The following is a 13,922-nucleotide window of genomic DNA, read 5'->3' as shown; positions in this document are numbered from 1 at the left end:
TCAGTAGCGGACCCGCGGATCGACCACCGCATAGAGCAGGTCGACCGTCAGGTTGATGAGGACATAGATGCCGGACACCACGAGCAGCGCGCCCTGGATGACCGGGTAGTCGCGGCGCAGCACGGCCGAGACGATCAGGTTGCCGACGCCGGGCAGGCCGAACACCGTCTCCGTCACGATGGCGCCGGCGATCATCACCGCCGCGGTCAGGCCGATGACGGTGAGGATCGGGATCAGCGCGTTGCGCAGCGCGTGCTTCAGGATCACCACCATCGGCGGCAGCCCCTTGGCCCGGGCGGTGCGCACATAGTCGTCGCCCAGCACGTCGAGCATCGAGGTGCGGGTGAAGCGCAGGATGAGGGCCGAGTTGGGGATGCCCAGCGCCACCGCCGGCAGCACGAGGTGGCGCAGCCGCTCCGCCAGCCCGGCGTCGGGCGGGCCGTAGCCGGCGACGGGGAACCAGGGCAGGTCGACCGCCAGATACTTGATGAGCGTCAGCCCGATCCAGAAGCTGGGGATGCTGGCCGCCAGCATGGCGAGGCCGAGCGCCGACTGGTCGATCCAGCGCCCGCGCATCGCCGCCGACAGGATGCCGACCGGCACGCCGATCAGCACGGCGATCGAGACGGACATCAGGGTCAGCAGGCCGGTCAGCTCCGCCCGTTCCGCCAGCGCCTGGGCGACCGGCCGGTTGAGGAAGATCGACTCGCCGAGGTCGAGGCGGGCGATGTCCGACAGGTAGATGAGGAACTGCGTCAGCAGGGGCTGGTCGAGCCCGAGCCGGGTCCTGAGGGCGGCGATGTCCTCCGGCGTGGCGGAGGAGCCCAGCATGACGGCGGCGGGGTCGCCGGGCACGACGCGGGCGATGATGAAGACCACCGCCGCGACGATCAGCATGACCACCATCATGCCGGCGAGCCGGCGCACGATGTAGACGAGCATGGGCGTGGGTCCGCAGGCCGGGTTTGGGGGCCGGGTTTTGAGGCCGGGTCCGGGGGCCGGGTCAGCGGGGAGGGGGACGCCCGCCGCACGCGGCGCGCGGGCCGGATGCGCCGGCGGGCTCCCCCTTGCCCCTTACTGGGTCAGGTCGACGTTCCAGAAGAACGGCCAGGGCGTGGGCGTGTAGTTCGCCAGCCTGGTGCTGGCGGCGGCGAGGTTGTAGAAGTCGCCGACCTTGATGCTCGGCACCTCGCTGTAGAACAGGGTCTGGATCTCCACCCACTTCTTCCGGCGCGCGTCGGCGTCGGTCTCGCGGTTGAAGGCGGCCAGCGCCTCGCGCTTGGCCGGGGTGTCCCACCAGCCGGGATAGGCCGGGTTCATCACGGTGATCAGCGACGGCTCGGGCACGAAGGTGTGGTAGGTGAAGAAGGCGTCCCACGCCTTGTCGTCGCTGCGGCGCTGCAGCAGGGTCGCCCAGTCCAGCACCTGCAGGTCGACCGTGAAGCCGGCCGCCTGGAGCTGGGCCTGCGCCACCAGGCTCATCTTGTAGAGGAAGTCGTACTGGGTGGAGGTCATGATGCGGATCGGCTCGCCCTTGTAGCCGGCGGCCTTGCGCAGCTCCGTCGCCTTGCGCGGGTTGTTGTCCTTGTAGGGCTTGGCGCTCGCCTCGTCGTAGTAGGGCGTGCCGGGGCTGTAGATCGAGCCTTCCGCCGCGAAGAAGGCGGGGTCGCCGAAGCCGGCCAGCAGCATGTCCGACGGGCCGAGCGCGGCGAGGACCGCCTGGCGGATCTGCGGGTTGGCGGCGACGCCCGTCCTGGTGTTCATGATCATCAGCGGGAAGCCGAAGGGCTTCACGACGATCGGCTTGACGGTGGCCGAGCCCTTGAAGCGGCCCTGCATCTCCGCCGGCAGGCTGTCGGCGAACTGGTACTGGCCGGACAGCACGCCGGCCACGCGGGTCGCGGCGTTGGGCACCGGGACGAAGCGCAGCTCGCCGATCCTGGCGCTGCGCGCCCCGCCATAACCGCTGGCCGGGCCGGCCGGCGAGGCGTAGCCGTCGTGCTTCACGAGGCGGATGTACTGGTCCGGCTTGTGCTCCAGCAGCTTGTAGGGGCCGGTGCCGACCAGGGACTTCAGCGGGTTGGCGCCGTCGATCACCGACTTCGGCACGATGGCGGCGGCCCCGTTGTTCATCGCCAGCAGGGCGGTCAGCGGGGCGAAGGGCTCCTTCAGCGTGATGACGACGGTCGAGGCGTCGCGGGCGGCGACCCCCTCCACCAGCGGGGCGGCGGTCTTGCCGCGCGGCGAGGCCTTCAGCCAGTGGTCGAGCGAGGCGGCGACGTCGTCGGCCGTCATCGTCGAGCCGTCATGGAAGGTGACGCCGCTGCGCAGCGGGATCGTGTAGGTCTTCCCGTCGGCCGACACCTGCGGCAGGGCCGCGGCGACCAGCGGGGTCAGCTTCCAGTCCTTGTCGAAGGTGAAGAGCGTCTCGAACACATGCTGGGTGATGATGCTGACGAGGTCGGAGGTGGTCCCGACCGGGTCGAGGGTCGGCGGCTCCCCGATCGTCGCGATGGTGACGACGGAGCCCGGCTGCTGGGCCAGGGCGGGACCGCCCGCGGTGGAGAGGGCGATGGTGGAGACGGCCGCGCCCAAGGCGGCGACGAACAGACGGCGCGAGAACGGTGTCACTTTCAGCCTCCCTTCCGCTTCTGCCCGATGCCCCGGACGGGTTGTCCAGTATTTCGGACTGCGGTCTTGTATTCCGGACATGAGAACGGTATACCGGACAAAGACCCCTGGCAAGCCGAAAATCCGCGTGGTAAGCGGTTGGTCGGGGCGAGGCTGCGCAGCCGGGCTGGGCGGCTGTCTGTACTGCGAGGCGGAACGCGATGAGGATCGAGCCGATGAAGACCGGACCGGATGCGGACAGGACCGAGGCCGGTCCGGCGGGCGCCGACGCGGCGGGGACCGCGAAGCCCGGCGGACGGGCGCGCGGGATCGACCGCGTGATCGCGCTGATGGAGCATCTGCACCGCCGCCGCAGCCCGACGCGCATCGCCGACATCGCGCGGGAGACGGGGACGCCGCGCTCCACGGTCTATGAACTGGTCAACACGCTGGTGGAGGCCCGCTGGCTGGAGCTGCGCGACGGCGACGGCACGGTCTATTTCGGGCCGGCCATGCATTATTACGGCAGCGACTATCTCGACAGCGTCGACCTGATCCGCAAGGCGCGCATCGAGGTCGCCCATCTCGCCGAGACGGTGGGGGAGACGGCGCAGTTCTGCACGCTGGAGGGCGACAAGTACCTCGTCGTGCTGAACGAGCCGGGGCGGCGCATGTTCCGCATCAGCTCCGAGATCGGAATCAAGGTGCCGATCCCCTGGACCGCGTCGGGCCGGCTGCTGGTCGACCATATGAGCGCGCAGGAGATCCTGGACTTCATCCCGTCCGGCGACTTCACCCTGCCCGACGGCCGCCGCATCGGCGGCGAGGAGTTCCTGCGCGACATCGAGCGGGCGCGGGCGGAGGGCCATGTGCGGACGACCGGGCTGGTCGACCGCTTCACCACCTGCCTCGCGGCACCGGTGCGCGACGGCGCCGGCCGCTGCATCGCGACCATCTGCTTCGTCATTCCCGCCGATACCGGCGAGGCGGAGCAGCAGGCGATGATCGCGACGCTGAAGGAGAGCGCGGAGAAGCTGTCGGTGCCGCGCTGACCCCCGAAGGCGCCATCGGTCCGCCGCGTTGCGACGCCGCAAAACCGCGGCGCCGCGACCGCATTGCCGCGGGGTCAGCCGGCAAGGGTGATCCGCGGCCGGACCTCCACCGGGAAATTCACCGAGTTGGCGATGAAGCAGAGCCGGTGCGCCTCCGCGTGCAGGGCGCGGGCGTGGTCGGGATCGCCGGCCGCGATGGTGACCTGGGGAGAGAGCGTCACCGAGGTGAAGCGGCCGCCGCCGCTTCCGCCGGCGTCCTCCGCCATCACGCCGGTGGCGCGGTCGTCATAGGCGGTGACCCGGATGCCGTCGCGCGAGCACAGGTGCAGGTACCACAGCATGTGGCAGGCCGACAGCGAGGCGACCAGCATGTCCTCCGGATTGTAGCGGGCGGGATCGCCGCGGAAGGCGGGGTCCGAGGAGCCGGGGATCGGCGGCTTGCCCGGCGCGGTGATCTCGTGGTCGCGGCCGTAGGCCTTGTAGCCCGACGTGCCGGTGCCCTGGTTGCCCGTCCAGGTGACGGTCGCCTCGTAACGGTGCTCCTTCGCCATGGGCCGGTTTCCCCCTTCAACCTGTTGTGGCGTCCTGCCGCTGCGGCTTCCGGCGGCCGAGTCGGCGCCGTCCGCCCGGTCATGCTGGCGCGGCACGCCGCCGGGGGCCAGCGGGAAATCCTCGTCCCGGCCGCTCGGGGGGGGGGCGGGAGGCCAGATTGGAATGTCTCCGGTTCGCAATCGTTGGGCAGAGGAACAGTCCCGGACGCGGGCCTTGTGACCTTTTGCCGTTGGGAGTATCACAGAGTTCCAACCGCGAGGTCCCAGATGGCCGGAAACAATCTCGGGCCGGTGTCGTCGGGCGTCCGGTCCGCGCCTGCGCGATGAGGACCGGATGCCGCGCGCCCGTCAACCGACGGGACCTCGACCTGAATGAGATAAGAACAGGAGACACTTCCATGGTCCGTAGTGCGGTCCCCTTCGTCAGCGCCGTTGCGCTGCTGGCCGGCATCGGCACGGCGCACGCCGACATCGTGATCGGCCTCGGCACCGCGACCACCGGCCCGGTGGCGGCGCTGGGCGAGCAGACGGTGTACGGCGCCAAGCAGGCGATCGAAGACATCAACGCCAAGGGCGGCGTGCTCGGCCAGAAGCTCGTCCTGCGCGTCGGCGACGACGCCTGCGACCCGCGCCAGGCGGTGGCCGTGGCCAACCAGTTCGTGCGCGAGAAGGTGGCGGCTGTGGTCGGCCATCTCTGCTCCGGCGCGACGATCCCGGCTTCGGAGGTGTACCAGGAGGAGGGCGTGGTGATGATCACCCCGACCGCCACCAACCCGCTGCTGACCGCCAAGGGCTATCCGAACATCTTCCGCGTCTGCGGCCGTGACGACCAGCAGGGCGTCGTGGCGGGCGAGTATCTGCTGCAGAACTTCAAGGGCAAGACCATCGCCGTGGTCGACGACAAGCAGGCCTACGGCAAGGGCCTCGCCGACGTCGTCGCCCAGACGCTGGAGAAGGGCGGCATGAAGGTCGCCTACCGCGGGTCGGTCACCGCGGGCGAGAAGGACTTCTCCTCGCTGGTCACCAGCCTGAAGGACAAGGGCGTCAACGCCGTCTATTACGGCGGCTACCATCCGGAGCTGGGCCTGATGGTCCGCCAGGCGCAGGAGCAGGGGCTGAAGGCCCAGTTCATCGCCGGCGACGGCCTGAACAACTCCGAGTTCTGGTCGATCACCGGCCCGGCCGGCGAAGGCACGCTCTATACCGACAGCCCGTCCGCGGCCAACGATCCGAAGGCCAAGCAGCTGATCGAGAGCTTCAAGAAGGCCGGCCTGCCCGAGCCGGGCAACTTCGCCTTCTACGCCTATTCCGCCGTCCAGGTCGCCGCCGAGGGCCTGAAGAAGGCCGGCGCGGTCGACAACAAGAAGCTGGCCGACGCGCTGCATTCCGGCAGCTTCGACACCGTCGTCGGGCAGATCGAGTTCGACAAGAAGGGCGACGTCGTGAAGCCGGCCTACGTCATGTATGTCTGGAAGGACGGCAAGAACGTCGAGCTTGCCACGAAGTAAGCGGTACGCCGTCGCGGCTTCGGAAACGGGGCGCGGTCCTGCGGGATCGCGCCCCTTTTTCTTTTTCTGGCGCGCGGGTCCTAACGGTCCGACCAGACCGCCAGCTCGTAGCCGTCCGGGTCGAGGAAGTGGAAGCGCCGTCCGCCGGGGAAGGCGAAGATCGGCCGGGCGATCCGGCCGCCGGCCTGCTCCAGCCGCTGCCGGGTCTCCTCCAGGGACGTCGCATAGAGGATGACCAGCGGGCCGCCCGCCGGGGTCGCCGGCTCGCCCTGGGCGAAGCCGCCGGTCAGGCGGCCGTCGCCGAACTCGCAGTAGGCGGGACCGTAGTCGGTGAAGCTCCAGCCGAAGACGGCGCCGTAGAAGGCCTTGGCGCGGGCGATGTCGCGGACGGTGAACTCGATGTAGTCGATGCGGCGGTCGTTCGCCGCGCGGCCGTCGTCTGCGGGGGAGTGGGCGGGGTCGGTCATGGGCCGGGTCCTGATGCCTGGTTTCGCGGAGGCCAGGGTTCCACGGACCATGGCCCGGAGTCTTGAATGAAACGGCCAGCCGGCCCCTGGACGGTTCGCGGTTCGCGGTTCCGGCCGGCCTCAGCCGAGCATGTCCGGCAGCAGGGACGAGGGCGGGCGCCCCGACAGCCGCCGCACCTCCCGCGTCAGGTGGGCCTGATCGGCATAGCCGGCGGCGAGCGCCAGATCCGCCAGCGAGCGGGCCTCCGGCCGCCGGGCGAGCGCCAGGAACCGCTGGAAGCGCAGGATGCGGTCCAGCGTCTTCGGGCCGTAGCCGAACAGATCGTGGCAGCGCCGCCGCAGGCTGCGCTCGCTGGTTTCCAGGCGGGCGCGCAGCGCCGGCAGGCTGTGCTCCGAGGGGCGGCGCCCGAGGGTGGCGAAGAGGAGCGCCGCATCGGGCGGCGGCGGGGCGACGGAGGGGGCGAGCCGGGCGACCTCCGCCTGCAGGGCGGCGAGGCGCCGCACCGGATCCGCCTCCCGGGGAAGGCGGCCGGCGAGCGTCCGGGCCCGCGCCCCCCAGAGATCCTCCAGCGGGACCCGCTGCCCGGTGATCTCCGACAGCGGCAGGCCGAGCCAGTGGCGGGCGGCGCCGGGGCGGAAGCGCAGCCCGGTGACGACGGTGCCGGGCGCCAGGACCGCCGGCGCCGCCGTCTCGTCGGGGCCGGCGACGAGCAGCCGGTCGCCCGACCACAGCAGGTCGACGCAGCCGTCCGGCACGACGAGCACCGGCCGGCCGTCCCCGTCCGGCGGCGGGCTGTGCGTCCAGCCGCAGCGGAAATGGGCGGCCAGCGCCGCGCCCGGCCGCGCCTCGCGGTAGCCGCCGGTACCGGCGGCCGGGCCGTCCTCCTCCTTCGCCGTCATCCTGCGGTCCTTCGCGATCCGGTCCGGTTCCCATCATCGGCCCGGATGGCGGATCGTCAAGGCCGTCCGCCGGCGGCGGTCAGCTCCGCGTGACGGAGACGCCGCCGTCCACCAGCATGGCCGTGCCGGTCATGAAGCTGGAGGCGTCGGAGGCGAGGTGGAGGATGGAGCGGGCGATCTCCTCCGGCTCGGCCAGCCGCTTCAGGGCGTGCAGCCCTTCGACGAAGCGGCGGGTTTCCGGCGTGTCGATCACCTCGCGGCCCATCGGCGTGTCGGTACCGCCGGGCAGGATGGCGTTGACGCGGATGCCCTTCGCCCCCAGCTCCGCCGCCAGCACCTTGGTCAGCCCGACGACCCCGGCCTTGGCCGCGGCATAGGCGGCCATGCCGGGCAGCCCCACCGTGTAGCCGACGAAGGAGGAGGTGAAGATCAGCGAGCCGCCGCCCCGTGCCTCCAGCGCCGGCACCTGATGGCGGGCGCAGAGGAAGGCGCTGGTCAGGTTGGCGTCGATGGTCTCCCGCCAGGCATCCGGCGGCAGGGCCGCCACCTCGGCCAGCGTGCCGGTCATCCCGGCATTATTGACGGCGACGTCGAGCCCGCCGAAGCGGCCGACGGCGGTCTCCACCAGCGCCCGGGCATAGCCGTCGTCGCGCACGTCGCCGGCCAGCGGCACCGCCTCGCCCCCGGCCGACGCGATTTCCGAGGCCAGCACCTCCAGCTCCGCGGCGCGGCGGGCGGCGAGGACGAGGCGGGCGCCCTGGCGGGCGAAGAGGAGGGCGGCGGCGCGGCCGATGCCGGAGCTGGCGCCGGTGACGATGGCGACCTTGCCGGTGAGGACGGTCATGGAACGGTCTCCCTGGAAGTGGGCCGCATGGCAGCGGCGACGGCCGGACCATGACCGGTCGGGCGGGGGCCGCTCACTCCGCTTCTTGCTGTGCAGTCCGCGCAAGGATCGGGTGGCGGCGGCCGTGCGGATTCGGCAGCAAGGGGCGGAGTGCCGGGCGGCGTTGCCGGCGCCACACTGGGGCCTGTTCCCACAGGAGGCGATCATGCAGAACGCGATCACGCAGACCGCGATGCCGGAGGAGGAGATGTGGCAGGCGGTGGTCAACCGCGATGCCGGGGCCGACGGGCGGTTCGTCTATGCGGTGCGCACCACCGGGGTCTATTGCCGGCCGTCCTGCGCCGCCCGGCTGGCGCGGCGGGAGAATGTGCGGTTCCACCCGACCTGCGCGGCGGCGGCGGCGGCGGGCTTCCGCCCCTGCAAGCGCTGCCGGCCGGACGGGCCGTCGCCGGCCGAACGGCAGGCCGCCGCGGTCGCCCGCGCCTGCCGCCTGATCGAGGAGGCGGAGGAGCTGCCCGACCTCGACGGGCTCGCGGCGGCGGCCGGGCTCAGCCGCTTCCATTTCCACCGGATCTTCCGGCAGGTCACCGGCGTGACGCCCAAGGCCTATGCCGCCGGCCGCCGCGGCGACCGCATCCGCGACGGGCTGCCGCGCAGCGCCACGGTGACGGAGGCGATCTATGACGCGGGCTTCAACTCCAACGGCCGCTTCTACGCCGCCTCGGCGAAGCTGCTGGGGATGCGGCCGACCGACTTCCGCGCCGGCGGGACCGGAGCGTCGATCCGCTTCGCGGTCGGGGAGTGCTGGCTGGGCGCCCTGCTGGTCGCGGCGACGGAGCAGGGGCTGTGCGCCATCCTGATGGGCGACGATCCCGACGCGCTGGTGCGCGACCTGCAGGACCGCTTTCCCAGGGCCGAGCTGATCGGCGGCGATACGGCGTTCGAGCGCTGGATGGCGACGGTGGTCGGCTTCATCGAGGAGCCGCGCCGCGGGCTCGACCTGCCGCTCGACCTGCGGGGGACCGCCTTCCAGCAGCGGGTGTGGCGGGCGCTGTCGGAGATCCCGCCGGGTTCCACCGCCAGCTATGTCGAGATCGCCGGGAAGATCGGCGCGCCGCAGGCGGTGCGCGCGGTGGCGCGGGCCTGTTCCGAGAATCCGGTGGCGGTGGCCATCCCCTGCCACCGGGTGGTGCGCCGCGACGGCGGGCTGTCCGGCTATCGCTGGGGTGTCGAGCGCAAGAAGGCGTTGCTGGAGCGGGAGGCGGGGGCATGAGCCTGATGACGCGGGAGAGGCCGCTGGTGGATTGGGAGTGGCTGCGGGGCGAACTGGACGCCCATGGCTGCGCCGTGCTGGAGGGGCTGCTCGATCCGCGGGCCTGCGCGGCGCTGGCCGCGGGCTATGACGCGGAGGAGGGGTTCCGCAGCCGCGTGGTGATGGCGCGCCACGGCTTCGGCCGCGGCGAGTACAGGTATTTCGCCTATCCGCTGCCGGAGCCGGTGGCCGCCCTGCGCCGGGCGCTCTATCCGCCGCTCGCCGCGGTCGCCAACCGCTGGGCGGTCGCGCTGGGGCAGCCGGAGCGCTTCCCGGAGGAGCATGCGGACTATCTCGCGCTGTGCCACCGGGCCGGCCAGACGCGGCCGACGCCGCTGCTGCTGCGCTATGACGCGGGGGACTACAACTGCCTGCACCAGGACCTCTACGGCGAACTGGTCTTCCCGCTGCAGGTCGCGGTCCTGCTGTCGCAGCCGGGAGAGGACTTCACCGGCGGCGAGTTCGTCCTGACCGAGCAGCGCCCGCGCATGCAGTCGCGGGCCGAGGTGGTGCCGCTGCGCCAGGGCGACGCGGTGGTGTTCCCGGTCAACCAGCGGCCGGTGCGCGGCACGCGCGGCCTCTACCGCGTCACCATGCGCCACGGGGTCAGCCGCCTGCGCGGCGGCCGGCGCCACACGCTGGGGATCATCTTCCACGACGCGCGGTAACCTGGTTCGGCTGCGGGGCAGGGCTGCGGGGCGGGCATGCGGGGATGCTTGAGCCGGGCGGCGCTTTGCCGTGTTCTGTCCCCGGACCCAGTGACGCCGAGGGAGGACCCCCATGCTGACAGCCGCCACCGAAGCCCGCCGCGAGGCCGGGCTGGAGATCCGCGCCCTTGCCGAGGAGTTCGAGCAGAGCGACGAGGCCGCCTTCCGCCGCAGCCGCGCGCTGTGCTGGGCGCTGGTGGCGGTGGTGGCGCTGGTCGAGCTGGTGTTGTGGATGGCGGGGGCCGACGCCCGTTATCTGGTGGTGGCCTGGCTGGTCATCACGGCCCTGACCTGGGGCGCCTACCTGTGGTCGAGCCGCCGCCAGCGCCAGCAGACCGCCCGCCTGCGCGCGCTCGCCGAACGCTGGCTGACGGAACCGCCCGCCGGGCCGGCGCTGTGAGGCGCCGTGCGGTAGCGGAGCCCTTGCCTCTCCACCCCGGCTGCGCGTATCGATGGGCGATCGACGCTGCGACCGGGGACCCGACATGGGATTCGCGAAAGATCTCTACACCCGCGAGTACTTCACCGGCCGCGACGCGACGGGAAAACGGCTGCACTATGGTGCGGTCGGCGCCGAGGAATGGGAGGTCGGCGGCATCTCCGCCATCCACCGCAGGCTGATCGACCAGTTCCCGCTGACCAACGCCCATGTGCTGGAAATCGGCTATGGCCGCGCCGAATCCGCGCGCTACCTGCTGTCGACCGGCAAGGCGGCGCGCTATGTCGGCGTCGATTTCTCGGACGCCGCCCACGCCCTGGCGCGCGAGACGCTGAAGAGCTTTCCGGCCGAACGCTGGTCGGTCCACTGTGACGACGCGCTGCAGTTCATGGCCTCGCAGGGCTTCGAGCGCGCCTTCGACGCGATCCTGATGCTCGACGTGATCGAGCACATCCCGCAGTCGGAGGTGCATGCCCTGCTCCCCCGCCTGTACGCCGCGCTGCGGCCCGGGGGCTACCTGATCGTCAACACGCCGTTCTATGCGGTGGACGAGGACTACATCGCGCAGAATTTCGAGTACGTCATGCCGTCGGCCAGCGATCTCTTCCCCGAGACGCGCGGCATGCACTGCAACAAGTACACCGAGCAGCGGCTGCAGCGGGAATTCACCGAAGCGGGGTTCTTCCGCATCGGATCGACCCTGTTCCGCCGGGCGCCGGAGCCGGTGGCGAGGGCGAAATGCGCGGTGGTGATCCCGGTCGGCCCGGGTCACGAGGCGCAGTCCCGGCAGGCGATCAACTCCATCATGGCCGCGGCGCAGACCGATCCCGGCCCCTTCACCGACTTCGACTGCGTGGTGATCGACGACACCGCCGGCAGCAAGGGACGCTCGGCGGCGCGCAACGAAGGGGTGCGCGAGGCGGCCGCCCGCGGGGCCGACTGGCTGTTCTTCCTGGACGCCGACGACCTGATGACGCCGCAGGCCTTCCAGCAGATGGCCCCGCACATGGACCGGGCCGACGCGGTGTGGGGGCTGATCCTGGAGAGCGTCGACGACCAGCCCGGCCAGGAGACGGTGACCGGCCGCATCCGCCTGCCCCAGCTTCCCCGCATCGAGACGCTGGAGGACCTGCTGCTGCACGACCCCTATGTCACGCTGCAGATGGGGCATTTCGTGCGCACCTCCGTCGCGTTGGCGACCCCGTTCGACGAGACGTTGGATGTCGGGGAGGATTTCGACTACTACCTGCGGGTCTGGGGCAGCGCGCGCTGCGTCAAGATTCCGACCCCGCTGTTCCTGAACCGCCGCGGCCAGCATTCCACCGGGCCGCGGTCGGGCAGCGGCGGCGACTGGCGGGCATCGGTCGAGCAGGTTCTGGAGAAGGCGCGGCGGGCGCACGGCCTCGATCCCGACGGAGACGCGGCCGTCGCGGCGCGCAACGCGGCGACGCTGGATACGCGGACCTGGCAGCGCGGCTTCGGCGCGACCGATGCCGGCAGTCTCGTCACCATCAGCCGGCAGTTCCCCTTTCATGGCTTCCTGGAGATCGAGCCGACCATCGGCGAGCCGATCGTCCTGTTCGACGACAATGACGACCTCGTCTGCATGAGCCTCGGCTGGCGCGGCAGCTACGAGCCGGCCTCGATCCGGCTGTGGCAGCACCTGGCCGTCGAGGCGCGCGTCGTCTTCGACATCGGCGCCTATACCGGCCTCTATGCCCTGACGGCGGCGCGGGCGGCCCCCGCGGCGCGCATCGTCGCGGTGGAGCCGGTTCCGGCCAATCTGGCGCGGCTGAAGAAGAACCTGGAGGCCAACGGCTGCGACCGCGCCCAGGCGGTGCATGCCGCCGTGCTGGACCGTCCGGGCGAGGTGACGGTGCGCCGGACGGATGTACGGGAGTTCCTGACCTCCGGCGCCTCCATCGTCCGGCACCGGCCGGCCGAGGGGGTGGCGGAGGACATCGTTCCGGGCGTCACCGGCGACGACCTGCTGAAGCTGTCCGGCGAGGCGGCGGTGGATCTGGTGAAGATCGACGTGGAGGGGGCGGAGGCGCAGGTGCTGTCCGGCATGGCCGGGCTGCTGGAGCGCTGCGGCCCCGACCTGCTGATCGAATGCCTGGACGAGGAGGCGGCCGGCCGGGTGGATGCGATCCTGCGACCGCTCGGCTACCGCTTCCACGCCATCGACGACGAGGCGCTGCGGGTCGAGGAGACCGCGCGCTTCCTGCCGGCGGAGGGGATGAGCTCGCTCAACCGCTGGGCGACGCGGCGGGACGCGGCGGCGGCGGAAGCACTGGTGCGGGCTGCCGGCCTGGCCTTCGCCCGCCGCTGACCGGCCTTCACACCCGCAGCAGCCGCGCCCCGGCGAGGCCGAGCAGCATGGTCAGCAGGCCGACCGCCAGGAACAGCGGCGGGAAGCCGAATTCGGCGGTGACGAGGCCGTAAAGCGCCGGGCCGATGCCCTGGCCGATGAAGAAGGAGGCGGAGAACAGCGCCAGCGTCGAGCCGCGCGCCGTCGGGGCGAGCTCCGTCGCCTGGGTCTGCATCGTGCTGTGCAGCATGTAGAAGCCGAAGCCGGCCACCAGGAAGGCGGCGCTGACCGCCGGCCAGGGGATCGGGGCGGCGATCGGCAGGAAGGCGCCCCCGGCCAGCAGGCCGCCGACCGTCATCATGCCCGCCGTGTTCAGCCGCGTCATCAGGCGGCGCACCGTGGCGCTGAACAGGACGCCGCCGATGGCGAAGGCGGCGATGGTCAGTCCGGCCTCGAAGGCGCCGGCGCCGCCATGGGTCTCCAGCAGCGGGGCGACGAAGGGGAAGACTCCGAAGATCAGCAGCCCTTCCGCCGCCACCGTGGCGAAGACGACGCAGGAGGCCGGGTTGCCCAGAACCGTCGCGTAGCGGCCGCGGGCGTCGGCCAGCGACAGCGGGCCGCGCGGCTCCCGCTCCCGGCGCAGGGCGACGACGGCCGACAGGCAGGCGGCGGCGCTGAGCCCGGTCGCCAGCCAGAAGACGGCCCGCCAGCCCGCCGCCTCGACCAGCGCGCCCGTCACGACGGAGCCGGCGAGCTGGCCGAGGATCACCGACAGCAGGAAGCGGCTGATCGCCACCTGCCGCTCGGTATAGGGGACCTTGTCGCCGATCAGGGCCAGCGAGACCGGGATGATGCCGCCGGCGAAGGCCCCGGCCATCACCCGCGCCGCCATCAGCGTGCCGTAGTCGACGGCCAGCGCCGACAGGGCGAGGCCACCCGCCTGGACCGCCAGCGCCAGCCGGATCATCCGCGACTTGCCGATGGCGTCGCCGACCGGCCCCAGCACGATCTGCATCAGCGCGTAAGGCAGCGTGTAGGCGGAGGCCAGCAGCGCCGCCTGCCGCACCGACACCTGCAGGTCCGCCGCCAGCACCGTCAGCATCGGGTCGGTCGTGCGCAGGGAGAAGGCGCTCGCAAAGCCGGCGAGGCCGAGGATCAGGAGAAGCGGCATGGGCGGGCGGTACCGGCGGTGGGGGAGATGAAGGGGGAAAAGCCTAGCGG

13 protein-coding genes are annotated in these 13,922 nt (G+C 71.8%); 6 read left to right on the top strand and 7 right to left on the bottom strand.

Annotated elements, in window-relative coordinates; all coding sequences use genetic code 11:
* Both DEW08_RS29145 and DEW08_RS29140 read right to left on the bottom strand, forming a co-directional pair.
* On the bottom strand, window positions 1-942 hold the full coding sequence (locus tag DEW08_RS29145; RefSeq protein ID WP_109333984.1) for an ABC transporter permease: 942 nt from the start codon (window positions 940-942) through the stop codon (window positions 1-3).
* A 132-nt stretch (window positions 943-1,074) separates the two neighbouring features.
* On the bottom strand, window positions 1,075-2,631 hold the full coding sequence (locus tag DEW08_RS29140) for an ABC transporter substrate-binding protein (RefSeq protein ID WP_109333982.1): 1,557 nt from the start codon (window positions 2,629-2,631) through the stop codon (window positions 1,075-1,077).
* A gap of 215 nt (window positions 2,632-2,846) precedes the next feature.
* Between DEW08_RS29140 and DEW08_RS29135 the strand changes: the two genes are divergently transcribed.
* Entirely contained in the window at window positions 2,847-3,662 is an 816-nt protein-coding gene (locus DEW08_RS29135) for an IclR family transcriptional regulator (protein WP_109334184.1), read from the top strand.
* Between the two features lie 74 nt (window positions 3,663-3,736).
* Here DEW08_RS29135 and DEW08_RS29130 read toward each other — a convergent pair whose 3' ends face one another.
* Window positions 3,737-4,213 (bottom strand): OsmC family protein, encoded by a 477-nt coding sequence (locus DEW08_RS29130; RefSeq protein WP_109333980.1) that lies wholly within the window; start codon window positions 4,211-4,213, stop codon window positions 3,737-3,739.
* Between the two features lie 398 nt (window positions 4,214-4,611).
* On the opposite strand from DEW08_RS29130, the gene DEW08_RS29125 reads away from it, so the two are divergent.
* Window positions 4,612-5,721, top strand: a complete 1,110-nt coding sequence (locus tag DEW08_RS29125) for a branched-chain amino acid ABC transporter substrate-binding protein (RefSeq protein ID WP_109333978.1) — start codon at window positions 4,612-4,614, stop codon at window positions 5,719-5,721.
* Window positions 5,722-5,801: 80 nt separating this feature from the next.
* Here DEW08_RS29125 and DEW08_RS29120 read toward each other — a convergent pair whose 3' ends face one another.
* From DEW08_RS29120 to DEW08_RS29110, 3 genes are all read right to left on the bottom strand, one after another.
* Window positions 5,802-6,188 (bottom strand): VOC family protein, encoded by a 387-nt coding sequence (locus tag DEW08_RS29120; RefSeq protein WP_109333976.1) that lies wholly within the window; start codon window positions 6,186-6,188, stop codon window positions 5,802-5,804.
* A gap of 120 nt (window positions 6,189-6,308) precedes the next feature.
* Window positions 6,309-7,088: a helix-turn-helix domain-containing protein gene (locus DEW08_RS29115; RefSeq protein WP_109333974.1), complete on the bottom strand. Its 780-nt coding sequence runs from the start codon at window positions 7,086-7,088 to the stop codon at window positions 6,309-6,311.
* A gap of 79 nt (window positions 7,089-7,167) precedes the next feature.
* Window positions 7,168-7,932, bottom strand: coding sequence for an SDR family oxidoreductase (locus DEW08_RS29110; RefSeq protein WP_109333972.1), 765 nt, complete (start codon window positions 7,930-7,932; stop codon window positions 7,168-7,170).
* A gap of 205 nt (window positions 7,933-8,137) precedes the next feature.
* Between DEW08_RS29110 and ada the strand changes: the two genes are divergently transcribed.
* From ada to DEW08_RS29090, 4 genes are all read left to right on the top strand, one after another.
* Entirely contained in the window at window positions 8,138-9,205 is a 1,068-nt protein-coding gene (ada, locus tag DEW08_RS29105) for a bifunctional DNA-binding transcriptional regulator/O6-methylguanine-DNA methyltransferase Ada (protein WP_109333970.1), read from the top strand.
* Window positions 9,202-9,912, top strand: coding sequence for a 2OG-Fe(II) oxygenase (locus DEW08_RS29100; protein WP_109333968.1), 711 nt, complete (start codon window positions 9,202-9,204; stop codon window positions 9,910-9,912). The genes ada and DEW08_RS29100 overlap by 4 nt, the downstream gene beginning before the upstream one ends.
* Before the next feature lie 112 nt (window positions 9,913-10,024).
* Entirely contained in the window at window positions 10,025-10,351 is a 327-nt protein-coding gene (locus DEW08_RS29095; protein ID WP_109333966.1) for a hypothetical protein, read from the top strand.
* An 85-nt stretch (window positions 10,352-10,436) separates the two neighbouring features.
* The gene (locus DEW08_RS29090; protein ID WP_109333964.1) at window positions 10,437-12,722 is read left to right on the top strand and encodes an FkbM family methyltransferase; all 2,286 of its coding nucleotides are present in this window, start codon (window positions 10,437-10,439) and stop codon (window positions 12,720-12,722) included.
* A gap of 7 nt (window positions 12,723-12,729) precedes the next feature.
* Here DEW08_RS29090 and DEW08_RS29085 read toward each other — a convergent pair whose 3' ends face one another.
* Window positions 12,730-13,872 (bottom strand): MFS transporter, encoded by a 1,143-nt coding sequence (locus tag DEW08_RS29085; RefSeq protein ID WP_109333962.1) that lies wholly within the window; start codon window positions 13,870-13,872, stop codon window positions 12,730-12,732.
* Window positions 13,873-13,922: the final 50 nt, after the last annotated feature.

This window comes from Azospirillum thermophilum (assembly GCF_003130795.1).
Classification (GTDB): domain Bacteria; phylum Pseudomonadota; class Alphaproteobacteria; order Azospirillales; family Azospirillaceae; genus Azospirillum; species Azospirillum thermophilum.
This window is presented reverse-complemented; position numbering and strand designations above follow the sequence as displayed.